Below are 22,453 nucleotides of genomic sequence, written 5' to 3' on the forward strand. Positions count from 1 at the left end.
TAATCGCCCACTTTATGAGCAAGAAGCGCGTTATGCAGCTGGTTCGAGGCCTCCACAACCTGCGCCCCCAGCATCGGGGCTGTGTCGCCACTATTGGCAACTTTGACGGTGTTCACCGCGGCCACCAGGCCATCCTGGCGCGTCTGCGTGAGCGTGCGCTTGAGTTGGGCGTGCCCAGCTGCGTGGTGATTTTCGAGCCGCAGCCCCGGGAGTTTTTCGCCCCGGACACCGCGCCCGCTCGCCTGGCCCGTCTGCGTGACAAGCTGCAGCTGCTGGCCGACGAAGGCGTCGACCGGGTGCTCTGCCTGGCGTTCAACCAGCGCTTGAGCAAACTCAGCGCCGCCGAATTCGTCGACACCATCCTGGTCTATGGCCTGGGCGTGCAGCATCTGGAAGTCGGCGACGATTTCCGCTTCGGCTGTGACCGGGTCGGTGATTTCGATTTCCTGCAACAGGCCGGCACCGTCCAGGGTTTTACCGTTGAGGCCGCGCAAACCGTCGAGCTGGATGGCATTCGCGTCAGCAGCACCCAGGTGCGTAATGCCCTGGCCGCCGCTGATTTTGAATTGGCCGAACGCTTGCTCGGCCGACCGTTCCGGATCGCCGGGCGAGTGCTGCACGGCCAGAAACTCGCTCGCCAGTTGGGAACACCCACAGCCAATATTCAACTCAAGCGCCGTCGTGTGCCGCTGACCGGTGTTTACCTGGTCAACGTCGATATCGACGGCAAGACCTGGCCCGGCGTCGCCAATATCGGCGTGCGGCCCACGGTTCAAGGGGATGGCAAAGCCCACCTCGAAGTACACCTACTGGATTTTGCCGCCGATTTGTATGACCGGCGTTTGACAGTGGTTTTCCACCACAAGCTGCGTGAAGAGCAGCGTTTCGCCTCTCTGGAGGCGCTTAAGACGGCGATCAATGCGGATGTCGCCGCCGCCCGTGCACTAGCCGCACCTAGCGCTAATCGCTAATGAAGAGCCTTAAATGACCGACTATAAAGCCACGCTAAACCTTCCGGACACCGCCTTCCCAATGAAGGCCGGCCTGCCTCAGCGCGAACCGCAGATTCTGCAGCGCTGGGACAGCATTGGCCTGTACGGAAAGTTGCGCGAAATTGGCAAGGATCGTCCGAAGTTCGTCCTGCACGACGGTCCACCGTACGCCAACGGCACGATTCACATCGGTCATGCGCTGAACAAGATTCTCAAAGACATGATCATCCGCTCGAAAACCCTGTCAGGTTTCGACGCGCCGTATGTACCGGGCTGGGACTGCCACGGTCTGCCGATCGAACACAAGGTCGAAGTGACCCACGGCAAGAACCTGGGCGCCGACAAGACCCGCGAGCTGTGCCGTGCCTACGCCACCGAGCAGATCGAAGGGCAGAAGTCCGAGTTCATCCGTCTCGGTGTGCTGGGCGACTGGGCCAACCCGTACAAGACTATGGACTTCAAGAACGAGGCCGGTGAAATCCGCGCCCTGGCGGAAATCGTCAAGGGTGGCTTCGTGTTCAAGGGCCTCAAGCCGGTGAACTGGTGCTTCGATTGCGGTTCGGCCCTGGCCGAGGCGGAAGTCGAGTACGAAAACAAGAAGTCGTCGACCATCGACGTCGCTTTCCCAATCGCCGACGAGGCCAAACTGGCCGCGGCGTTCGGTCTGGCGTCCCTCAGCAAGCCTGCTGCAATCGTGATCTGGACCACCACCCCGTGGACCATTCCGGCCAACCAGGCGCTCAACGTTCACCCGGAATTCACCTATGCGCTGGTCGACGTTGGCGACAAGCTGCTGGTGCTGGCCGAAGAACTGGTCGAGTCGTGCCTGGCGCGCTACAACCTCGAAGGCTCGGTGATCGCCACCACCACCGGCGCCGCGCTGGAACTGATCAATTTCCGTCACCCGTTCTACGATCGCTTGTCGCCGGTCTACCTGGCTGAGTATGTGGAACTGGGCGCAGGCACCGGCGTGGTTCACTCCGCCCCGGCTTACGGCGTGGACGACTTCGTGACCTGCAAGAAGTACGGCATGGTCAACGACGACATCCTCAATCCAGTGCAAAGCAACGGCGTGTACGTGCCGTCGCTAGAATTCTTCGGCGGCCAGTTCATCTGGAAAGCCAACCCGGCGATCGTCGAAAAACTGACCGAAGTCGGTGCGCTGCTGCACACCACCGTCATCGAACACAGCTACATGCACTGCTGGCGCCACAAGACCCCGCTGATCTATCGCGCCACCGCGCAGTGGTTCATCGGCATGGACAAAGCGCCCACCCGTGGTGACACCCTGCGCAACCGCGCGATCAAAGCCATCGAAGACACCAAGTTCGTCCCGGCCTGGGGTCAGGCGCGCCTGCATTCGATGATCGCCAACCGCCCGGACTGGTGCATCTCCCGCCAGCGCAACTGGGGCGTGCCGATTCCGTTTTTCCTCAACAAGGAAAGCGGCGAGCTGCACCCGCGCACCGCTGAGCTGATGGAAGAAGTTGCCCAGCGCGTCGAAGTCGAAGGCATCGAAGCCTGGTTCAAGATGGATGCCGCCGAATTGCTCGGCGACGAGGCACCGCTGTACGACAAGATCAGCGACACCCTCGACGTCTGGTTCGATTCCGGCACCACGCACTGGCACGTCCTGCGCGGTTCGCACCCGATGGGCCACGACAGCGGCCCGCGCGCCGACCTGTACCTGGAAGGTTCCGACCAGCACCGCGGCTGGTTCCACTCGTCGCTGCTGACCGGTTGCGCCATCGACAACCACGCGCCGTACCGCGAACTGCTGACCCACGGTTTCACCGTCGACGAAGCCGGGCGCAAGATGTCCAAGTCGCTGGGCAACGTGATCGCGCCGCAGAAAGTCAACGACACCCTGGGCGCCGACATCATGCGTCTGTGGGTTGCATCTACCGACTATTCCGGCGAAATGGCGGTTTCCGAGCAAATCCTGCAGCGCAGCGCCGATGCTTACCGGCGTATCCGTAACACCGCGCGCTTCCTGCTTTCCAACCTGACCGGTTTCAATCCGGCCACCGACATCCTGCCCGCCGAAGACATGCTGGCGCTGGACCGTTGGGCCGTGGACCGCACGCTGCTGCTGCAGCGCGAGTTGCAAGAGCACTATGGCGAATACCGCTTCTGGAACGTCTACTCGAAGATCCACAACTTCTGCGTGCAGGAGCTGGGCGGTTTCTATCTCGACATCATCAAGGATCGCCAGTACACCACCGGCGCCAACAGCAAGGCGCGTCGTTCGGCGCAAACCGCGCTGTATCACATCTCTGAAGCGCTGGTGCGCTGGATCGCTCCGATCCTGGCCTTCACCGCCGACGAACTGTGGGAATACCTGCCGGGCGAGCGCAACGAATCGGTGATGCTCAACACTTGGTACGAAGGCTTGACTGAACTGCCGGAAGGCTTCGAACTGGGTCGCGCCTATTGGGATCGCGTGATGGCGGTCAAGGTCGCGGTCAACAAGGAAATGGAAATTCAGCGCGCGGCCAAAGCCGTCGGTGGCAACCTGCAAGCCGAAGTGACGCTGTTCGCCGAAGACGCCTTGAGCGCCGACCTGGCCAAGCTGAGCAACGAACTGCGCTTCGTACTGATCACCTCCACCGCCAGCGTCGCACCGTTCGTGCAAGCGCCAGCGGATGCGGTGGTCACCGAGGTCAGCGGCCTGAAGCTGAAGATCGTCAAGTCGGCGTTCCCGAAATGTGCCCGTTGCTGGCACTGCCGCGAAGACGTCGGTGTGAACCCGGAGCACCCGGAAATCTGCGGTCGTTGCGTCGACAACATCAGCGGCGCCGGCGAGGTTCGTCACTATGCCTAATGTCGCTGGCCGCTTCGGGCGGTTGAGCTGGTTGTGGTTGAGCGTGCTGGTTCTGGTCATCGACCAGGCCAGCAAGTTCTACTTCGAAGGCTCGTTGACCATGTACCAACGGATCGTGGTCATTCCGGACTACTTCAGCTGGACCCTGGCCTACAACACCGGCGCGGCCTTCAGTTTCCTCGCCGACAGCTCCGGCTGGCAGCGCTGGCTGTTCGCCCTGATCGCGATTGTGGTCAGTGCGGTGCTGGTGGTCTGGCTCAAGCGCTTGGGGCGCAATGAAACCTGGCTGGCGGTGGCCCTGGCATTGGTGCTGGGCGGCGCGCTGGGCAACCTGTACGACCGCATCGCCCTGGGCCATGTGATCGATTTTATTCTGGTCCACTGGCAGAACCGCTGGTACTTCCCGGCGTTCAACTTTGCCGACAGTGCGATTACCGTCGGTGCAGTGATGCTGGCCCTGGACATGTTCAAATCCAAGAAAACCGGAGAAGCCGTTCATGACTGAACAGGTATTGGCTGAGCAACGCATCGGCCAGAACACGGAAGTCACCTTGCACTTTGCATTGCGCCTGGAGAACGGCGACACGGTGGACAGCACCTTCGACAAGGCCCCGGCGACCTTCAAGGTCGGTGACGGCAACCTGTTGCCAGGTTTCGAGGCGGCGCTGTTCGGTTTTAAGGCCGGCGACAAGCGTACCCTGAGCATCGAGCCGGAAAACGCGTTCGGCCAGCCAAACCCGCAAAACGTACAGATCATCCCGCGTTCGCAATTCGAAGGCATGGACCTGTCCGAAGGCTTACTGGTGATCTTCAACGATGCGGCCAATACTGAGTTGCCAGGGGTAGTAAAAGCGTTCGATGACACCGAAGTGACCATCGATTTCAACCACCCGCTGGCCGGCAAGACATTGACCTTTGACGTTGAGATCTTCAGCGTTAAAGCGCTGTAATCGATTGAATTCGATTTGGTGTGGGAGCGAGCCCGCTCGCGAATACTGACTGACATCCAATACTGATGTCGTCTGGTACGCCGCTTTCGCGAGCAGGCTCGCTCCCACAGGATGTTCACTGTGGCCAACCTGGTGTTCGGCTGCAGGCATTTCATTTCTTGCGCGCAAGACACGAGGCACAGCATGCACATCAAACTCGCCAACCCCCGTGGCTTCTGCGCCGGCGTGGACCGGGCGATCGAAATCGTCAACCGCGCCCTGGAAGTCTTCGGGCCGCCGATCTACGTGCGCCACGAAGTGGTCCACAACAAATTCGTCGTCGAAGACCTGCGCGCCCGTGGGGCAATCTTCGTCGAAGAATTGGACCAGGTGCCGGATGACGTCATCGTCATCTTCAGTGCCCACGGTGTTTCCCAGGCAGTACGCAGCGAAGCCGCGGGCCGTGGCCTGAAAGTATTCGACGCCACCTGTCCGCTGGTGACCAAAGTCCACATCGAAGTCGCCCGCTACAGCCGCGATGGCCGTGAGTGCATCCTGATCGGCCACGCCGGGCACCCGGAAGTCGAAGGCACCATGGGTCAGTACGACGCCAGCAATGGCGGCGCGATCTACCTGGTCGAAGACGAGAAAGACGTAGCGGCGCTGAACGTGCGCAACCCGGAAAAACTCGCCTTCGTGACTCAGACCACCCTGTCCATGGACGACACCAGCCGAGTGATCGACGCCCTGCGCACGCGTTTCCCGGCCATCGGCGGGCCACGCAAGGACGACATCTGCTACGCCACGCAAAACCGCCAGGACGCGGTCAAGCAACTGGCTGACGAGTGCGACGTGGTGCTGGTGGTCGGCAGCCCCAACAGTTCCAACTCCAACCGCCTGCGGGAGCTGGCGGAGCGCATGGCCACGCCGGCCTACCTGATCGACGGCGCTGAAGACATGCAGCAGAGCTGGTTCGAAGGTGTCGAGCGCATAGGCATCACCGCCGGAGCCTCGGCACCGGAAGTGCTGGTGCGCGGCGTGATCCAGCAGTTGCAAGCCTGGGGCGCGACCGGGGCCGATGAACTGGCCGGCCGCGAGGAGAACATCACCTTCTCCATGCCTAAGGAACTACGGGTCAAATCCTTGCTGTGATGCCTGACCCGCAACACACAACGCCTGCTCGGCTTTCTCGCTGCGCAGGCTGATACGCCCGGTGCGGCTCAGTACGATTTGATGGTGGCTGAGCGCTTCCCGGCCATCGCAGATGTGCAGCGTTCCGGCCTGGAAGGCGCCACTGGGCAGCAACGGCTCGCCCGCGCTGCTGAAGCGAATGAAGTGGTGCACTGGCCGGTTGCCCACCACCGGCACTCGAACGTCGCCCTGGCGTTCCACCAGTAGCGGATTGCTGCGGTCCTCGTGGCCCTGGCCGCTGATATCCACAATGATTCGCCAACCCTGGCTCCAGTCGTCGTTGATTCCATGGATCAGCAACGTCTGATTACGCGTGACGGCTTCGCTGCGGGCATGGCTCAAACCGCTGATCAGCGCCTGCGCGGCCTCTTCGCGGCGGCTCGACTGGATCACGTCCTTAAACGTCGGGCTGATCCACAGCAGAACAATTGTCGCAATCGCCAGTCCCATTAACAGTTCGATCAGGCTGAAGCCCTGTTGTGGCATGAGTCTCCCTCCGTGGAGCCAGCCGGGTCCGGGCAATCCGTGCCCGGGTCATGGCAAAACATCTGCACGGGATACGGCAGGATGTTCTAGCGTGTAGAAGCAGGTATAGCCGACGGCAACGGAGGGCATCGATGGATCATCGTACAAAAGGTTTCACGCTGATCGAGTTGCTGGTAGCGATCGCCGTGTTGCTGGTTCTGCTTACGCTGGCGGTGCCGATGTTTACCCGCGTCACGCAAAGTACCAAGGCCGACACTGAGATCGGCGACCTGCAGCGCGGCCTCAACTACGCGCGGCTTGAAGCGATTAATCGAGGAGTGACCACGCGCATTCGGCCGACCGCTGGCGGCAGCGTCTGGACCGGCGAACTGGCGGTCTACGACGGTACTGGCAATTCGGCCAATGTATTGCGGGTTGTTCCAGCGATGAGCAGCGGCGCGACTCTGACGCTACCCTCAGGGGTGACCAGCATCGATTTCAACAACCTCGGCGGGTTGTCGGTGCCCGCCGCGGCGGTGGTCATGAACTATGTACTGGGCACGCAAAGCAGGACGCTGAGCGTATGCCTGAATGGACGAATCGTACTGGGTGGAAATTGCGGATGACGGGAAGGAACCGGGGGGCCCAGGAGGGCATGACGCTGATTGAAGTGCTGGTGGCGATGCTGATTCTCGGCGTCGGGCTGCTGGGGGCGGCGGCGATCCAGCTCAATGCGTTGAAATACACCGACAGTGCGCGGATGACCAGCCAGGCCAGTTTTATCGCCTATGACATGCTCGACCGCATCCGTGCCAATTCCGGTGCCGACTACACCGTTTCGCCGCCCTCGTCGGGCAACCTCGGCGTCGCCCGCGACCAGGACCTCTACGACTTCAAGCAGAACGTCATCGATTTCGGCGGCCCCACCGCGACCGCAAGCATCACCCTGAATCAGCGGGTCTACACCATCACCATCAGTTGGGACGACTCCCGCGCCGCCAATGTCGCAAACGACCGTCGCAGCTTCGTGCTGACCAGTCGTGCCACGGTCGATCCGGTGGCCACGCCATGAAGCCGTTCGATCCCAGCCTTTCCCGTGGCTTCGGCCTGATCGAATTGATGATCGCCCTGGCCTTGAGCCTGATCGTGGTGCTCGGGGTGGCGCAGGTGTTCATCGCCGCGAAAAATACGTTGGTCAGCCAGAACGCCGCCGCCGGCATGCAGGAGGATGCGCGTTTCGTCTTGAGCAAGATGATTCAGGAGATCCGCATGGTCGGCATGTTCGGCTGCCTGGGCACCATCACCGATGCCAGCTCCGCCGGGGATTTCAACGCCAGCCAGATCACCCCGGTTCGCTGGGACAATGCTTCGCTCAAGCTGACTCTGGTCACGGCGGACATCGGCAGCAACGGCGGCACGCCGACCTGGACCGTGCTCTCCGATTGCCGTAACAACGCCACCGCTTACACGGGGCTGCGCGCGCCGGTGGCGGGACAACTGGCGTTCCCGATCCGGCGGCTGGTCTACAGCTTTGCCAATGGCCAGCTGCTGATGGGCACTGGCAGCGGTAATCCGGCGCAGGCAGTGTTGGTCAACAATGTCAGCGCGTTCAACGTGACTTTCGGCGTCGCCGCCAGTGCCAGCGACACCGCGGCGTCCGGTTACAGCAGCAACCCGCCAGACCCTGCACTGATTCGCAGCGTGCGTCTGTCGCTGACCCTCACCGACCCGAACAACCGGGTACGCAACCAAACCTTCAATGTGGTTGCCGCTTTGCGCAACCGCTTGCTGTGAGGGGAGGGCCGATGCGTATGACGTTCAATCCACCGTCCACCCAGCGCGGCATGGCTTTGCTGATCAGCCTGGTGTTTCTGCTGTTGCTGACCTTGCTCGGTCTTTCATCGATGCAGAACGCCACCCTGCAAGAAAAAATGGCCGGCAGCGTCAGCCTGCGCAACCAATCCTTCCAGAGCGCGGAAGCGACGCTGCGGGTTGGCGAGAGCGCAGTACAACTCGACAGTTATTCGTTGCCGGTGTGCGCCACCACCGTGCAGTGCGCGCCGCCGGCGGAATCGGCCGTGGTGACCGGCGCCGGAGCCAACCCCACGTCCGGCGTGACCTGGATTGCCGCCGGCAGCGGTTTGTATGCGGTGCAAAATATCGGCACTACGCTGACGGCGGTGAACGTGCCGAGCAATACCTCGGCGACCCTGTATCGCGTCACTGCGGTCGGTATGGCCGGCAGCACCCGCAGCGTGGTGGAGAGCATCTATGCGAAGTATTGAACGCTTCGCCCGCTGTTGCGTCGGCGCGTTGCTGGGCCTGTACCTGGCCGCACCGGTGTACGCCTTTACCCCGTCGGACTCGCCGTTGTTGAGCGCGGCCGCCGTGCCGCCCAACGTGATGCTGCTGATTGACGACTCGGGCAGCATGAACACCATCATGTTTGCCGCAGGATTCGATCCGACGATCAATCGCACGCCCGCTCGCCAGTGCAACGCCTTGCTGGGGCTGTGCCTGGGCAACTCGGAAATCACCGGCGACTCGATCTTCCTGTCCAGCCTCCCGACCTCTGGTTGCTCCCGCGGCGCCTATGCGTTTTTCAACAACAGCCTGGCACCGCAATGCATCAACCTGCCGGACCCGGTGGGCAACGGCAACACGCGCTATACGGCCGATTACATCTCCTACCTGGTGGGACTGGCCAACGGCAGTAACCGCGACTTCACCAACGGTTCAATCCCCAACGATTATCGGATCAACGTCGCCCGTAACGTGTCCACGGCGCTGGTGGCCAGTAATCGCGGATTGCGCATTGGCCTGTCCACCTTCAATCCGCCGACCAACAACAACTCGGGCAACGGTGGCTTTATTGCACGGCCGATCGCCGATCTGGGGGGCACCAGCGGTAACTATACCCAGGCGCAGATCAACGATTACAACGGGCTGATCAACGCCATCAACAACCTGAACGCGGTGGCCAACACGCCGCTGGCGGAAACCTATTACGAGATCACCCGCTACTTTCGCGGCATGACGCCTTACTACAACAGTACGCCCGCCACCTACACCAGTCCGATTCAGTACCGCTGCCAGAAAAACTACGGGGTGGTGATCACCGATGGCTTGCCGACCTTTGACCGCACCTTCCCGACCAACGACCCACTGGGCGGTACGCGCCTGCCGAACTGGGACGGGATCAACAACGATGGCGACAATCTCAATGGCGACGGCGAGGGTGACACCCTGTACCTCGACGACATTGCCAAGTTCGCCTTTGATATCGACATGCGCTCCACCGGTATCGACGCCTCCGGCAAGAGTTGGAACGCGGTGGATTTCCCGAAACAGAACATGAACACCTACACCGTCGGCTTCACCGCCACCAACCAGATGCTGTCGGATGCTGCCAGCTATGGTCAGGGCAAGTATTACCAAGCGACTGACAGTACTGGCCTGAACGCCGCGCTGTCTTCAGCCCTCAGCGATATCACCTCGAAGGCCGGCTCCGGTGGCAGCGGCGTCACCAGCGGCACGACCGTTGCCAGCGGCACCCGTTATTTCCAGACCAGTTACGATCCCAAGGACTGGCGCGGCACCATCAAGTCGTTCGGCTTCAATGCCAGCGGCGCGGTCAATACTTCGGCAGTACTGTGGACCACGGACACGGCGATCACCCCAGCCTCAACGCCGGCGATCTATCAATCCTGGAACACTGCGAGCAATACTCCGGTAACCCTGGCGTTCGGTAACTTTTCCGCCGCCCAGCAAGCCACGCTGAATGCCGGGTTGCCCACCGGGATCACCGGCAACGACCTGGTGGAATGGAGCAAGGGCACCAACAAGACCGGGCTCAAGGTTCGCAGCGTGTTGCTCGGCGACATCATCAACTCGCCGTTGGCCCTGGCCTCGCCTACCGAGCAAACCGCGTCCGACCTCACCGGCGATACCAGTTACAGCACCTACCTGACCACCAAGGCCAGCAACATGAGCAGCAGCCTGGTGGTGAACGCCAACGATGGCTTCCTCAATGTCATCAACAGCGCCAACGGTGCGCGCCGCTACGCCTACATGCCGTCCAGCGTGTTGCCATCGCTGCGCTACATCGCCGATACCGGTTACATCAACGGCGTCAGTCACAAGTTCCTGGCGGATGGCCAGATCGGGGTATTCGACGCGCAACTCAACGGCGTCTGGAAAACCCTGGCCCTGGGCGGCATGGGGGCGGGGGGCAAAACGTTTTACGCGGTGCAACTGTTCGATGCCGCGGCGGGCAATGCGTACCGAGCGCAGTGGGAAATCAGCGCGCCGACCACCGCCAACCCCGCGAACGCCTTCAATGACCTGGGTTACGCCTACGCGCGGCCGGAAGTGGCGCGCTTGTCCGACGGTCGCTGGGCGGCGTTCATCGCCAACGGCTATGGCAGCAACTCCGGACTGGCGGCGCTGTACGTGGTGGATATTCGCGACGGCTCGCTGATCAAGAAAATCGTGGTCGACAGCACCGACACCAACAACGGTTTGTCTTCGGTGAAACTCAGGGTCAACTCGCTGAACGTGGTCCAGGCGGCCTATGGCGGTGACCTGAGAGGGCGATTGTGGAAATTTGACCTGAGCAGCACCAGCGCTGACTCCTGGGGTGTGGCATTCGCCGGCAAACCGTTGTTTACCGCGCCCGGCGGTGCCACGCAGCCGATTACCGCGCAACCCTTGCTGGCGGACAATGCTCAGGGTGGCAAGCAAGTGTTCTTCGGCACCGGCAAATTCAACGAGACAGCGGACAAGACCAACAAGGATTTGCAGGCGTTTTACTCCATCTGGGACGCCGACGGCGGATCGGGTCAAATCACGGTGGCCAATTTGCAGGCGCAAGCGGTCACCGGGGTGTTCAGCGGCAGCAGCGGGCAATTCATTACCACCAGCCAGAACGACACCACCTACCCTGGTGAAAAGGGCTGGTACTTGCCGCTGATCTACAACAACGCCCTGACCGGCGAGCGGGTAATCAACCAGGCCAGCCTGGTACTCGGGCGCATTGTTTTCACCACCGCAGGCGTCGATACCACGGACCCCTGCGCCAGCTTCGGCACCGGCAAACTGGTCGAACTCGAGGCGTTCAGCGGTAAGATGCTCAACTATGCGGTGCTCGATACCAACAACGATGGGGTGGTCGACACCAATGACACGATCTCCAGCGGGGTGATCTTCAGCGGCGGCATCCCGACCCTGAACGCCATCGTCAATGGCGCCACCCGCAAGATCGTGAACGATTCCAGTGGCGGTATTACCACCTTGGTGGAAAAATCCGGCGGCGGTAGCCGTCGCATCATGTGGCGACAAATCCAGTAAGCGAGCGTTGAGCATGCGTAGACCCAACCAAGGTTTCACCCTGATCGAAATCATGATCGTGATTGCGATCATCGGGATCGTGATCACCATCGGCTACCCGAGCCTCACCGAGTACCTGAAGAAGGGCCGTCGCACCGAGATCGCCGGGTTGCTGTCGGAGCAGGCGCAGATCCTCGAGCGCACCTATTCCAGGACCAACGTCTACAACACCATGCCGACCGGCCTGAGCGCAGGCAATGATTTCTATACGATCACCCCGACCTTGACCGAGACCACGTTCCGGCTGATTGCAACGCGCAAGGCCGGGACCTCGATGGCCACCGACAAATGTGGCGACTTCACCCTCAGCAACACCGGCGTCAGGAACATGGAAAATGCTACCGCCGGGCTTACCACCAAGGATTGCTGGGGCCGCTGAGTTACCTTCCGGGCGCCTTTTGCGCCCTCTGTCTCATTGAATAGTTGGAACACAAGATGGCCAAGCAACAGCAAGTGGTGATTGTCGGCGGCGGAGTCATTGGCCTGCTGACGGCGTTCAATCTCGCCGCTGACGTGGACAGTATCGTGCTGCTGGATCGCTCGAACGTTGGCCAGGAATCGTCCTGGGCCGGCGGCGGGATCGTTTCGCCGCTGTACCCGTGGCGCTACAGCCCGGCGGTGACGGCGCTGGCGCATTGGTCGCAGGATTTTTATCCACAACTCGGCGAGCACCTGCTGGCCAGGACTGGCCTTGACCCTGAAGTGCACACCACCGGCCTGTACTGGCTCGATCTCGATGACGAAGCTGAAGCGCTGGCCTGGGCGCAACGGGAGAGTCGGCCGTTGCGTGCCGTTGATATCTCGGCGGTACACGATGCGGTGCCGGTGCTGGGCCCGGGTTTCAATCGGGCGGTGTACATGGCCGACGTCGCCAATGTGCGCAATCCACGGCTGGTGAAGTCACTGAAAGCGGCGTTGCTGGCGTTGCCCAACGTCACCCTTCATGAGCAGTGCGAAGTCAGCGGATTCGTCCGCGATGGCGACAGGGTGGTCGGCGTACAAACGAAGCAAGGGGAAATCCGCGGGGATCAGGTGGTGCTCACGGCCGGCGCCTGGAGCGGTGACCTGCTCAAGTCCTTGGGGCTTGAATTGCCGGTGGAGCCGGTCAAAGGTCAGATGATCCTCTACAAATGCGCGGCGGATTTCCTGCCGAGGATGGTCCTGGCCAAGGGGCGTTATGCGATCCCCCGGCGGGACGGACACATTTTGATCGGCAGCACCCTGGAACATGAAGGTTTCGACAAAACCCCGACCGAGGCTGCCTTGGAAAGCTTGAAAGCGTCCGCGATCGACTTGATACCGGCCCTGGCCGATGCCGAGCGGGTGGGGCACTGGGCCGGATTGCGGCCGGGCTCGCCGGAAGGTATTCCGTTTATTGGGGCTGTGCCGGGTTTCGCGGGGCTGTGGCTCAACTGCGGGCATTACCGTAACGGCCTGGTACTGGCGCCGGCATCGTGCCAATTGTTCGCCGACGTGCTGCTGGGCCGTAAGCCGATTATTGACCCGGCTCCGTATGCACCGGCGGGACGGATCTAGTTCACGTCGATTTTTTATCGAGGCGCTGCTTTTTTGTGGCGAGGGAGCAAGCTCCCTCGCCACAAAGGCGATCAGCGAGCGCCCTAGCGACACGGGTTCTAATCCAGCCCGAGTTTTTTCAGGCGATAACGCATCGAGCGGAATGAAAGGTTCAACCGCTGCGCCGCCGCTGTGCGGTTCCAGCGGGTTTCTTCGAGGGCCTGGAGGATGAGTTTGCGCTCGACGTTCTCCAGATAATCTTCCAGGTTGTCGATCTGCGTCAGGTCAGGTGCGCCGGCATCGGCGGTGCAATTGCCTTCGGCCAGGCGCAGGTCGCCGGCGCCGATCTGTTTGTTCTCACACAAGGTATGGGCACGTTCGAGCATGTTTTCCAGTTCGCGCACGTTGCCCGGAAAGCGATAGGCCTTCAACGCCTCCAAAGCGTCGGGCTGCAGTTTGGCCACCGGTTGCCCGGTACTGCTCGCCAAGCGCTTGAGCACATGGCTGGCCAACGGTTCGATGTCATCGCGGCGTTCACGCAACGGCGGCACCCGCAGTTCGATCACGTTCAAGCGGTAATACAAGTCCTGGCGAAATTGCCCGGCGCTGACTTCGGCGGCGAGGTCCTTGTGCGTGGCGCAAAGGATGCGCACATCGATCACGGTTTCCTGCTGCTCGCCAACGCTGCGCACGGCTTTTTCCTGGATGACCCGCAGCAACTTGACCTGCATCGCCAGCGGCAGGTCCGCCACTTCATCCAAAAAGAGGGTGCCGCCATCGGCGGTCTGGAACAGCCCGGGCTTGTCCTCGATGGCGCCGCTGAAACTGCCTTTGCGATGGCCGAAAAACTCGCTCTCCATCAACTCCGAGGGTATCGCCCCGCAATTGACCGGAACAAAGGCTTGCTGTGCGCGCGGGCCCTGTTCGTGGATCAGGCGGGCGACCAGCTCCTTGCCGCTGCCCGATTCGCCGCTGATGTACACCGGGGCCTGGCTGCGCGCCAGTTTGTCTACTTGCTTGCGCACGGCGCGCATCGGCAGGGAGTCACCCAGCAAGCGCCGGTCGATCGAAGTCGCCGCGCCGCTATTGGCAGCCAGGCGCAGGGCACTGCTGACCAGTTCACGCAGCCGCGTCAGGTCCACCGGTTTGGTAAGGAAGTCGAAGGCGCCGGCCTTCAGTGCATTGATTGCGGTTTCCAAGTTGCCGTAGGCGGTGATCATCGCCACCGGCAATTGCGGGAAGCGTTGCTGGATGTGCTGCACCAGGTCCAGGCCGGTGCCGTCGGGCAGGCGCATGTCGGTCAGGCACAAGTCAAACGCCTCTTTACCGAGCAGGGCCTGGGCCTCGCCGAGGTTGCGCGCGCTGAAGGTGTCGAGGTTCATCCGTCCCAGGGTGATTTCCAGGAGTTCGCGGATATCCGGTTCGTCGTCGACGATTAAAACTTTTTGCCGTGGGCTTTTATTCAACTTTGTTTCCGTCCGTGAGCAAAGGTGATGCGAAAGCAGCCGCCGCCTTGGCGTGATTGGAAGTCTAGGCGTGCTTGGTTGCTTTCGCACAGCTCACGGGACAGATAAAGGCCCAGGCCGGTGCCCTGGCTGCTGGTGGTGAAGAAGGGCTCGAATAAATGGCTCTGCTGGTCGAGCGGCACACCGGGGCCGTCGTCGAGCACTTCGAGCACCGGTAACTGGCTGCCGGGGTCGAGGCTCAGGTTCAGCCACACCTGCGCCCGGTCATGGACCATCGCGCTATGGCGCCAAGCGTTAGTTAGCAGGTTGTCGAGCACTTGGCCCAATTGTTCCGGGTCCATCAAGGTGCGGACATCGCCAGAGGCGATGTGCAGGTGGATCTGTTGGCGCTCGCTCAGTGGCTCGCGGGTTTGCGCGACGAACTTTTCGAGCCAGACCCTGAGATCGAGTCGCTGCGGCGCGCTCTGTTGGCGTCGGGACAGTTGCAAAACGTTTTCGATGACTCGATTCATGCGCTGTGAATGGTCTTGAACAATTTGTGTCAGACGCCGGTCGGCGGCTGTGAGTTCCTCCGATTCCCGTAGCAACTGCGCGGCGTGACTGATGGCGCCCAGCGGGTTGCGGATCTCGTGGGCAATACCGGCAGTCAGCCGGCCCAACGCAGCGAGCTTGAGTTGCTGGGCCTGTTGCGCAACCTGGGCGAGGTCCTCGAGAAACACCAGGGTTTGGTGAGTGGGCGATTGGCCGAGGGCGATGAAGCTGGGCTGCACTTCCAGGCTCGGATCAGCCATTTTCAGGCTTTGCGGGCGCAGGGTCGGGTTGTTGAACCACAGTTGCAGGCGCTCGACCAGCAGCGGCAGGCAATCGTCAATCCGCTGGCCGTGCAGGTTGTCCTCGCCCAGCAGGCGTAAGGCGCTGTGATTGGCCAGCTGCACCCGTCGCTCATCATCGAGCACCAGAATGCCCGTGCGCATGCGTTGCAGGATCAGGGCGTTCAAGGCTTCCAGGCTGATCACTTCGCTGGCGCGCTGTTGCGCCAGGTTTTCGCTGACATCCAGGCGTTGGGTCAGACCTTGCACCAGCAGCGCTGCGGCGAAGTACATCGCGCCCAGGGTGCCGGCCTGCAGGTATTCATTGGCGATGGTGGGGTGGTTCAAGCCCAGGTATGCACTCGACAGCAGTACGCCGATCGCCGCGACGGCGGCGACCAGCAGGCCGATGCGGCCACGCAGCAGGGCGTTGCTAATAGCCACCGAGACGATCATCAAGTTGCCAATGGCGCTATTTACTCCGCCAGCGGCATAGAACAGGCCGCACAGCATCAGGATGTCGAGCACCGCCAGCGCCAGGAGCTGGCCGCGCAGGCGAGGATTTTCGAGGAGCACCACCAGCAGGATGTTCAGTATCAGGTACAGCCAACTGCCGCTGCGCAGCAAGTCATCTTTGGCGAATGCCAGCAACTGGTTGTCCATGTTGCTGGAAATCAGCAGCACCAGGATGATGCCGACGCTGAGGCGGTAGAGGTGATAAAGGCGCAGCAGTCGCTGCGCCTGTTTGTCGCCGGAGCCGAAAGCCTCAGTGAGCACTGGAGCCGGGGCCTTGCTCAAGGTGAGCCTGGCTGCAATACCACTGTTGTTGAAGACTCAGGGCGCGGTCGCGGGGCAGGTGCACGCCGCAGTGGGCGCAACGCACCATGGGCGCGGCATCTTGCTCGCCGGGGCGTCGGGCTTCGGGTGCTTTGCCCTTGAACTTGCGCCACAACCAGAACGCGGCGGCAATCAGGACAATCCAGAACAGTAAACGAAGCATGATGAGCTGCTTTTTGACCAGTGATGGGGCAGTTTAGCCAAGGACTCGACGGGCGCACAGCGCAATGCGCGTCGGCGGCAAAAACAGCTGACCGTCGCTTCTCAGGCGCCCATGAAAAAAGGAGACCGAAGTCTCCTTTTGTGCACGACAACCGGTGTCAGTCGAACACACCGAAGGTCATGTAGCTGAACCACGAGCGGTCTTCGTTGTTGCCTTCGGACTCGTGTTCCTCTTCTTCGATCACGTCGCCGTTCGCGTCTTTCGGCTTCAACTCGTTCGGGATCGCTTCCTTAGCGTCCTGAAACTGCTTCTGCACGTCCTGATTGGCGCGGGTTTCACCTGGCGGCAACGGCGGACGGGACTCGATCAGGCCGAGGGTGGCCTTGCTCAGCCACGAACGGTTGTCGGCTTCGTCGACCGAAGGGCGGAACTCACCGTCCACCAGGCTCGGGTGGTTAGGGAAATTGAGCTTCAGGGTTTCCAGGCTGGTGGCAGCCAGGTCATCCAGATGCAGACGCTGGTAGGATTCGACCATCACCGCCAGGCCGTCGCCGACCGAAGGGGTTTCCTGGAAGTTTTCCACCACGTAGCGACCGCGATTGGCAGCGGCGACGTAGGCCTGACGGGTCAGGTAGTAGTCGGCCACGTGAATTTCGTAGGAAGCCAGCAGGTTGCGCAGGTAGATCATGCGCTGCTTGGCGTCCGGCGCATAACGGCTGTTCGGGAAGCGGCTGGTGAGCTGGGCGAACTCGTTGTAAGAGTCGCGGGCGGCGCCCGGGTCACGCTTGGTCATGTCCAGCGGCAGGAAGCGCGCGAGGATGCCGACGTCCTGGTCGAACGACGTCAGGCCCTTGAGGTAGTAGGCGTAGTCGACGTTCGGATGCTGCGGGTGCAGACGAATGAAACGCTCGGCGGCGGACTTGGCGGCTTCCGGCTCGGCGTTCTTGTAGTTGGCGTAGATCAGCTCGAGTTGAGCCTGATCCGCATAGCGCCCGAACGGATAACGCGATTCCAGGGCCTTGAGCTTCGAGGTGGCGCTGGTATAGCTGTTGTTGTCCAGGTCGGTCTGAGCTTGTTGGTACAGCTCGACTTCGCTCAGGTTTTCGTCTACGACTTCCTTCGATGAGCAAGCAGCGGTCAATGCGAGGATGGCGATCAGCAGCAGGTGTTTCACTTGCATGGCGGCTTGCGTCCCTATGACGGCCGCTGTCTTGGGCGGGGCCGTCCTGTTATGATGAGCGCCCCGTTGAAAGCCCCGGGGCAAAAGACGCCGTATTTAACCACAAGCGCGCAGCCGAAACCAAAGGCTGTAGCCGACGCCTAGTCTGAGCATGTCCGATAAAATTGAACTCCGCGCAGAGGTGCCGTCCGAATTGGGCGGCCAACGCCTCGATCAAGTCGCCGCACAACTATTCGCTGAGCACTCGCGCTCGCGCCTTTCCGCCTGGATCAAAGACGGCCGCCTGACTGTGGATGGAGCGGTTATCCGCCCGCGAGACATCGTGCACGGCGGCGCCATCCTTGAGTTGACCGCCGAGCAGGAAGCTCAGGGTGAATGGGTCGCTCAGGACATTGAACTGGATATCGTCTATGAAGATGACGACATCCTGGTGATCAACAAGCCTGCGGGCCTGGTGGTTCACCCGGCCGCCGGCCACGCCGATGGCACCCTGCTCAACGCCCTGCTGCACCACGTGCCGGACATTATCAATGTGCCGCGCGCCGGTATCGTGCATCGTCTGGACAAGGACACCACCGGTTTGATGGTGGTGGCCAAGACCATCCAGGCGCAGACGCAACTGGTTACCCAATTGCAGAGCCGCAGTGTCAGCCGCATCTACGAGTGCATCGTGATCGGCGTGGTCACCGCCGGTGGCAAGATCAACGCCCCGATCGGTCGCCACGGCCAGCAGCGCCAACGCATGGCGGTGATGGAAGGTGGCAAGCAGGCGGTGAGTCACTACCGCGTGCTCGAGCGTTTCCGCTCCCACACCCATGTGCGGGTCAAGCTGGAAACCGGCCGCACCCACCAGATTCGCGTACACATGGCGCACATCAACTTTCCGTTGGTCGGCGATCCGGCCTATGGTGGTCGCTTCCGTATTCCTCCTGCCGCCAGCCAGACCATGGTCGATTCGCTGAAAACCTTCCCGCGTCAGGCGCTGCATGCGCGTTTCCTGGAACTGGATCATCCGACCACCGGTAAGCGCATGAGCTGGGAATCGCCCCTGCCGGACGATTTTGTCTGGTTGCTGACGTTGCTCAAGCAAGACCGCGAGGCATTCGTCGGATGAACTGGCTGACGCCGGACTGGCCTGCGCCGGCCAGCGTCAAAGCCTGCGTCACCACCCGGGCGGGCGGCGTCAGCGAGGCGCCGTTCGACAGCCTCAACCTCGGCGCGCATGTCGAGGACACTCCTGAAGCGGTGGCGGAAAATCGTCGTCGCCTCACCGATCATTTCGCTATTCAACCGGCCTGGTTGCAGCAGGTTCACGGCATTGTCGTGGCTGATGCCGACCCGTTCCAGGTCAGCCAGGCCGACGCCAGCTGGACCGCGACGCCGGGCGTTGCCTGCGCCGTCATGACCGCCGACTGCTTGCCTGCTCTGTTCTGCGACCGCGCCGGCACCCGCGTGGCGGCGGCCCACGCCGGTTGGCGCGGGTTGGCGGCCGGCGTGCTGGAGGCCACCCTCGACAGTCTCGCGGTCGCGCCGCAAGACGTGTTGGTCTGGCTCGGTCCGGCCATCGGCCCGCAAGCCTTTGAAGTCGGCCCGGAAGTGCGCGAGGCCTTTGTATCGTCGTTGCCGCAAGCCGAGCGGGCGTTTGTGCCGAGCGTAAATGCCGGCAAGTACATGGCGGATATCTACGAACTGGCGCGTCTGCGCCTGGCCGCCCGTGGCGTGAATGCGGTGTTCGGCGGCGGTTTCTGTACGGTCACCGATCCGCGCTTCTTTTCTTACCGCCGTGCGTCGCGCACTGGCCGGTTCGCCTCTCTGGTCTGGCTCGAACGCTAGACTCTGCTGATCTGCGTCAATGCTGTGGCGCTTGAATCTTCCAGAATCGACCGCATCTACAGGGGTATCTGGCAGGTTTTCTTTATTAAGGTGTAGTTATCGCTCCGGCCTGCCCATTTAGGAAGGTGACCCATGCGTATCGACCGTTTAACCAGCAAATTACAGTTAGCCTTATCCGACGCCCAATCCCTTGCCGTCGGTCTTGATCATCCGGGCATTGAGCCTGCGCATTTGATGCAGGCTTTGCTTGAACAACAGGGTGGTTCAATCAAACCCCTGTTGATGCAGGTCGGTTTTGACGTCAGCAGCTTGCGTAAAGAGCTGACCAAAGAGCTCGATCAGTTGCCGAAAATCCAGAATCCCACCGGTGATGTGAACATGTCGCAGGACTTGGCGCGCCTGCTCAACCAGGCGGATCGCCTGGCGCAGCAGAAGGGCGACCAGTTCATCTCCAGCGAACTGGTGCTGCTGGCGGCCATGGACGAGAACAGCAAGCTCGGCAAATTGCTGCTCGGCCAGGGCGTGAGCAAGAAAGCCCTGGAAAATGCCATCAACAACCTGCGCGGTGGTGAGGCGGTGAATGACGCCAACCACGAAGAGTCGCGGCAGGCGCTCGACAAGTACACGGTCGACCTGACCAAACGCGCCGAAGAAGGCAAGCTTGATCCGGTGATTGGTCGTGACGATGAAATCCGCCGCACCATCCAGGTCCTGCAGCGTCGCACCAAGAACAACCCGGTATTGATCGGTGAGCCGGGCGTGGGTAAAACCGCGATCGCCGAAGGTCTGGCGCAACGGATCATCAACGGCGAAGTGCCGGATGGCCTCAAGGGCAAGCGTCTGCTGTCCCTCGACATGGGCTCGCTGATTGCCGGCGCCAAGTACCGTGGCGAGTTCGAAGAACGCCTCAAGTCGTTGCTCAATGAGCTGTCGAAGCAGGAAGGGCAGATCATTCTGTTCATCGACGAACTGCATACCATGGTCGGCGCCGGTAAAGGCGAGGGCTCGATGGATGCCGGCAACATGCTCAAGCCGGCCTTGGCCCGGGGCGAGCTGCATTGCGTCGGCGCGACCACGCTCAACGAGTACCGGCAATATATAGAGAAGGATGCGGCGCTCGAGCGGCGTTTCCAGAAAGTACTCGTCGAAGAGCCGAGCGAAGAAGACACCATCGCCATCCTGCGTGGCCTCAAGGAGCGTTATGAGGTCCACCATAAAGTGGCGATCACCGACGGTGCGATCATCGCGGCAGCCAAACTGAGCCATCGCTACATCACCGACCGCCAGTTGCCGGACAAAGCCATCGACTTGATCGACGAAGCCGCCAGCCGTATCCGCATGGAAATCGATTCCAAGCCGGAAGTGCTGGATCGTCTGGAGCGTCGCCTGATTCAGTTGAAGGTCGAATCCCAGGCCTTGAAGAAAGAAAGCGACAATGCAGCGAAGAAGCGCCTGGAAAAACTCCAGGAAGAAATCGTTCGCCACGAGCGCGAGTATTCCGACCTTGAAGAAATCTGGAACTCGGAAAAAGCCGAAGTCCAAGGCTCGGCGCAGATCCAGCAGAAGATCGAACAATCCCGCCAGGAGCTGGAAGCCGCGCGCCGCAAAGGCGATCTGAACCGCATGGCCGAGTTGCAGTACGGGGTGATCCCGGACCTGGAGCGCAGCCTGCAAATGGTCGACCAGCACGGCAAGAGCGAAAACCAGTTGCTGCGCAGCAAGGTCACTGAGGAAGAAATCGCTGAAGTGGTGTCGAAGTGGACCGGGATTCCAGTCTCGAAGATGCTCGAAGGCGAGCGCGACAAGCTGCTGAAAATGGAGAGCCTGTTGCACCAACGGGTGATCGGCCAGGACGAGGCTGTGGTGGCGGTTGCCAACGCAGTGCGACGTTCCCGTGCCGGGTTGTCCGACCCGAATCGCCCGAGCGGCTCGTTCATGTTCCTCGGCCCGACCGGCGTGGGTAAAACCGAGCTGTGCAAGGCCTTGGCCGAGTTCCTGTTCGACACCGAAGAGGCCATGGTGCGGATCGACATGTCGGAGTTCATGGAGAAACACTCCGTGGCTCGGCTGATCGGTGCACCACCGGGCTACGTGGGCTACGAGGAGGGCGGTTACCTGACCGAAGCCGTGCGTCGCAAGCCGTATTCGGTGATCCTCCTGGACGAGGTCGAGAAGGCCCACCCGGACGTGTTCAACATTTTGCTGCAAGTGTTGGAAGATGGCCGTTTGACGGACAGTCATGGGCGCACGGTGGACTTCAAGAACACGGTGATCGTCATGACCTCCAACCTCGGTTCGGCGCAGATCCAGGAACTGGTCGGCGACCGTGAAGCCCAGCGTGCGGCGGTGATGGATGCGATTTCCACGCACTTCCGCCCGGAATTCATCAACCGGGTCGACGAAGTGGTGATCTTCGAACCGCTGGCGCGGGATCAGATTGCCGGCATCACCGAGATTCAACTGGGACGCTTGCGCGGCCGCTTGACCGAGCGCGAGTTGAAGCTCGAGCTGAGCGACGAGGCCATGGACAAGCTGATTGCAGTGGGCTACGACCCGGTCTACGGCGCACGACCGCTGAAGCGGGCGATTCAGCGCTGGATCGAGAACCCGCTGGCGCAGTTGATTCTGTCGGGTCGCTTCATGCCCGGCGAGACCGCCAAAGGCACGGTAGAAAACGACGAAATCGTTTTCAGCTAAGCCATTAGGCGGCGCAGATGAAGAGGCCTCGCGTTACGTGGCCTCTTTTTTCTCCTAGAGCGTTGAACTCAAAGGAAAAGGCTTGTAAAGTGCGCCCCGCAGTACGTCACCTCAAGGGTTTCAGCTCCCCAAGCTGGAATCTGAAATAAGTTGCAAATCATTGT

At 61.3% G+C, this 22,453-nt stretch carries 20 protein-coding genes; 15 read left to right on the forward strand and 5 right to left on the reverse strand.

Annotated features, from left to right (window positions below):
* Window positions 1–32: 32 nt before the first annotated feature.
* From ribF to ispH, 5 genes are all read left to right on the forward strand, one after another.
* A complete protein-coding gene (gene ribF, locus RG836_RS16660) occupies window positions 33–971 on the forward strand; it encodes a bifunctional riboflavin kinase/FAD synthetase (RefSeq protein ID WP_310847555.1) in 939 nt (312 codons plus the stop codon).
* 13 nt (window positions 972–984) lie between these two features.
* The gene (gene ileS / locus RG836_RS16665) at window positions 985–3,816 is read left to right on the forward strand and encodes an isoleucine--tRNA ligase (protein WP_310847558.1); all 2,832 of its coding nucleotides are present in this window, start codon (window positions 985–987) and stop codon (window positions 3,814–3,816) included.
* Window positions 3,809–4,321, forward strand: a complete 513-nt coding sequence (lspA, locus tag RG836_RS16670) for a signal peptidase II (protein WP_310847561.1) — start codon at window positions 3,809–3,811, stop codon at window positions 4,319–4,321. Before ileS ends, lspA begins: the two co-directional genes overlap by 8 nt.
* A 7-nt stretch (window positions 4,322–4,328) precedes the next feature.
* Window positions 4,329–4,766, forward strand: a complete 438-nt coding sequence (gene fkpB / locus RG836_RS16675) for an FKBP-type peptidyl-prolyl cis-trans isomerase (RefSeq protein ID WP_310847739.1) — start codon at window positions 4,329–4,331, stop codon at window positions 4,764–4,766.
* Between the two features lie 183 nt (window positions 4,767–4,949).
* The gene (gene ispH, locus RG836_RS16680; protein ID WP_310847564.1) at window positions 4,950–5,897 is read left to right on the forward strand and encodes a 4-hydroxy-3-methylbut-2-enyl diphosphate reductase; all 948 of its coding nucleotides are present in this window, start codon (window positions 4,950–4,952) and stop codon (window positions 5,895–5,897) included.
* Here ispH and RG836_RS16685 read toward each other — a convergent pair.
* Entirely contained in the window at window positions 5,874–6,422 is a 549-nt protein-coding gene (locus RG836_RS16685; RefSeq protein ID WP_310847567.1) for a GspH/FimT family pseudopilin, read from the reverse strand. The genes ispH and RG836_RS16685 overlap by 24 nt on opposite strands.
* Window positions 6,423–6,553: 131 nt before the next feature.
* On the opposite strand from RG836_RS16685, the gene RG836_RS16690 reads away from it, so the two are divergent.
* Genes RG836_RS16690 through thiO form a run of 7 tightly spaced genes read left to right on the forward strand, consistent with a single transcriptional unit; the run spans window position 6,554 to window position 13,325 of the window.
* Window positions 6,554–7,027 (forward strand): GspH/FimT family pseudopilin, encoded by a 474-nt coding sequence (locus tag RG836_RS16690; protein ID WP_310847570.1) that lies wholly within the window; start codon window positions 6,554–6,556, stop codon window positions 7,025–7,027.
* Entirely contained in the window at window positions 7,024–7,473 is a 450-nt protein-coding gene (pilV, locus tag RG836_RS16695; protein WP_310847574.1) for a type IV pilus modification protein PilV, read from the forward strand. The genes RG836_RS16690 and pilV overlap by 4 nt, the downstream gene beginning before the upstream one ends.
* Window positions 7,470–8,195 carry a PilW family protein gene (locus RG836_RS16700; protein WP_310847576.1) on the forward strand — a complete coding sequence of 242 codons (726 nt, stop codon included), beginning with the start codon at window positions 7,470–7,472 and terminating at the stop codon, window positions 8,193–8,195. The genes pilV and RG836_RS16700 overlap by 4 nt, the downstream gene beginning before the upstream one ends.
* 11 nt (window positions 8,196–8,206) lie before the next feature.
* Complete coding sequence (locus RG836_RS16705) at window positions 8,207–8,686, forward strand: pilus assembly PilX family protein (protein ID WP_310847579.1); 480 nt, start codon at window positions 8,207–8,209, stop codon at window positions 8,684–8,686.
* Window positions 8,673–11,750, forward strand: coding sequence for a pilus assembly protein (locus RG836_RS16710; RefSeq protein ID WP_310847581.1), 3,078 nt, complete (start codon window positions 8,673–8,675; stop codon window positions 11,748–11,750). Before RG836_RS16705 ends, RG836_RS16710 begins: the two co-directional genes overlap by 14 nt.
* Before the next feature lie 13 nt (window positions 11,751–11,763).
* Window positions 11,764–12,168: a type IV pilin protein gene (locus RG836_RS16715; protein ID WP_310847584.1), complete on the forward strand. Its 405-nt coding sequence runs from the start codon at window positions 11,764–11,766 to the stop codon at window positions 12,166–12,168.
* 56 nt (window positions 12,169–12,224) lie between these two features.
* Window positions 12,225–13,325 carry a glycine oxidase ThiO gene (gene thiO, locus RG836_RS16720; protein WP_310847587.1) on the forward strand — a complete coding sequence of 367 codons (1,101 nt, stop codon included), beginning with the start codon at window positions 12,225–12,227 and terminating at the stop codon, window positions 13,323–13,325.
* A 98-nt stretch (window positions 13,326–13,423) separates the two neighbouring features.
* On the opposite strand, the gene RG836_RS16725 is transcribed toward thiO, so the two are convergent.
* The 4 genes from RG836_RS16725 to RG836_RS16740 form a co-directional block, all read right to left on the reverse strand.
* Entirely contained in the window at window positions 13,424–14,770 is a 1,347-nt protein-coding gene (locus RG836_RS16725; RefSeq protein WP_310847590.1) for a sigma-54-dependent transcriptional regulator, read from the reverse strand.
* Window positions 14,767–16,356, reverse strand: coding sequence for a sensor histidine kinase (locus RG836_RS16730; protein WP_310847592.1), 1,590 nt, complete (start codon window positions 16,354–16,356; stop codon window positions 14,767–14,769). The genes RG836_RS16725 and RG836_RS16730 overlap by 4 nt, the downstream gene beginning before the upstream one ends.
* The gene (locus RG836_RS16735; RefSeq protein WP_310847594.1) at window positions 16,346–16,579 is read right to left on the reverse strand and encodes a PP0621 family protein; all 234 of its coding nucleotides are present in this window, start codon (window positions 16,577–16,579) and stop codon (window positions 16,346–16,348) included. Before RG836_RS16735 ends, RG836_RS16730 begins: the two co-directional genes overlap by 11 nt.
* Window positions 16,580–16,736: 157 nt before the next feature.
* A complete protein-coding gene (locus tag RG836_RS16740) occupies window positions 16,737–17,759 on the reverse strand; it encodes an outer membrane protein assembly factor BamD (RefSeq protein ID WP_310847596.1) in 1,023 nt (340 codons plus the stop codon).
* 151 nt (window positions 17,760–17,910) lie between these two features.
* Here RG836_RS16740 and rluD point away from each other — a divergent pair, with 151 nt between their 5' ends.
* The 3 genes from rluD to clpB all read left to right on the forward strand — a co-directional run bounded on the left by rluD (window position 17,911) and on the right by clpB (window position 22,289).
* Window positions 17,911–18,873 (forward strand): 23S rRNA pseudouridine(1911/1915/1917) synthase RluD, encoded by a 963-nt coding sequence (rluD, locus tag RG836_RS16745; RefSeq protein WP_310847599.1) that lies wholly within the window; start codon window positions 17,911–17,913, stop codon window positions 18,871–18,873.
* Window positions 18,870–19,592: a peptidoglycan editing factor PgeF gene (gene pgeF, locus RG836_RS16750; protein WP_310847603.1), complete on the forward strand. Its 723-nt coding sequence runs from the start codon at window positions 18,870–18,872 to the stop codon at window positions 19,590–19,592. The genes rluD and pgeF overlap by 4 nt, the downstream gene beginning before the upstream one ends.
* Window positions 19,593–19,724: 132 nt before the next feature.
* On the forward strand, window positions 19,725–22,289 hold the full coding sequence (gene clpB / locus RG836_RS16755) for an ATP-dependent chaperone ClpB (RefSeq protein WP_310847606.1): 2,565 nt from the start codon (window positions 19,725–19,727) through the stop codon (window positions 22,287–22,289).
* Window positions 22,290–22,453 lie beyond the last annotated feature (164 nt).

Source organism: Pseudomonas rhizozeae (assembly GCF_031583775.1).
In the GTDB taxonomy this organism is placed as follows: Bacteria; Pseudomonadota; Gammaproteobacteria; order Pseudomonadales; family Pseudomonadaceae; genus Aquipseudomonas.

Excerpts from the sequence above, each read along its gene's own strand:
- pgeF (WP_310847603.1), top strand. The coding sequence starts at position 18,870 with ATGAACTGGCTGACGCCGGACTGGCCTGCGCCGGCCAGCGTCAAAGCC.
- RG836_RS16700 (WP_310847576.1), top strand. The coding sequence starts at position 7,470 with ATGAAGCCGTTCGATCCCAGCCTTTCCCGTGGCTTCGGCCTGATCGAA.
- RG836_RS16705 (WP_310847579.1), top strand. The coding sequence starts at position 8,207 with ATGCGTATGACGTTCAATCCACCGTCCACCCAGCGCGGCATGGCTTTG.
- RG836_RS16715 (WP_310847584.1), top strand. The coding sequence starts at position 11,764 with ATGCGTAGACCCAACCAAGGTTTCACCCTGATCGAAATCATGATCGTG.
- ileS (WP_310847558.1), top strand. The coding sequence starts at position 985 with ATGACCGACTATAAAGCCACGCTAAACCTTCCGGACACCGCCTTCCCA.
- ispH (WP_310847564.1), top strand. The coding sequence starts at position 4,950 with ATGCACATCAAACTCGCCAACCCCCGTGGCTTCTGCGCCGGCGTGGAC.
- thiO (WP_310847587.1), top strand. The coding sequence starts at position 12,225 with ATGGCCAAGCAACAGCAAGTGGTGATTGTCGGCGGCGGAGTCATTGGC.
- rluD (WP_310847599.1), top strand. The coding sequence starts at position 17,911 with ATGTCCGATAAAATTGAACTCCGCGCAGAGGTGCCGTCCGAATTGGGC.
- pilV (WP_310847574.1), top strand. The coding sequence starts at position 7,024 with ATGACGGGAAGGAACCGGGGGGCCCAGGAGGGCATGACGCTGATTGAA.
- RG836_RS16735 (WP_310847594.1), bottom strand. The coding sequence starts at position 16,579 with ATGCTTCGTTTACTGTTCTGGATTGTCCTGATTGCCGCCGCGTTCTGG.
- ribF (WP_310847555.1), top strand. The coding sequence starts at position 33 with ATGCAGCTGGTTCGAGGCCTCCACAACCTGCGCCCCCAGCATCGGGGC.
- RG836_RS16685 (WP_310847567.1), bottom strand. The coding sequence starts at position 6,422 with ATGCCACAACAGGGCTTCAGCCTGATCGAACTGTTAATGGGACTGGCG.
- RG836_RS16710 (WP_310847581.1), top strand. The coding sequence starts at position 8,673 with ATGCGAAGTATTGAACGCTTCGCCCGCTGTTGCGTCGGCGCGTTGCTG.
- clpB (WP_310847606.1), top strand. The coding sequence starts at position 19,725 with ATGCGTATCGACCGTTTAACCAGCAAATTACAGTTAGCCTTATCCGAC.
- RG836_RS16740 (WP_310847596.1), bottom strand. The coding sequence starts at position 17,759 with ATGCAAGTGAAACACCTGCTGCTGATCGCCATCCTCGCATTGACCGCT.
- lspA (WP_310847561.1), top strand. The coding sequence starts at position 3,809 with ATGCCTAATGTCGCTGGCCGCTTCGGGCGGTTGAGCTGGTTGTGGTTG.
- RG836_RS16690 (WP_310847570.1), top strand. The coding sequence starts at position 6,554 with ATGGATCATCGTACAAAAGGTTTCACGCTGATCGAGTTGCTGGTAGCG.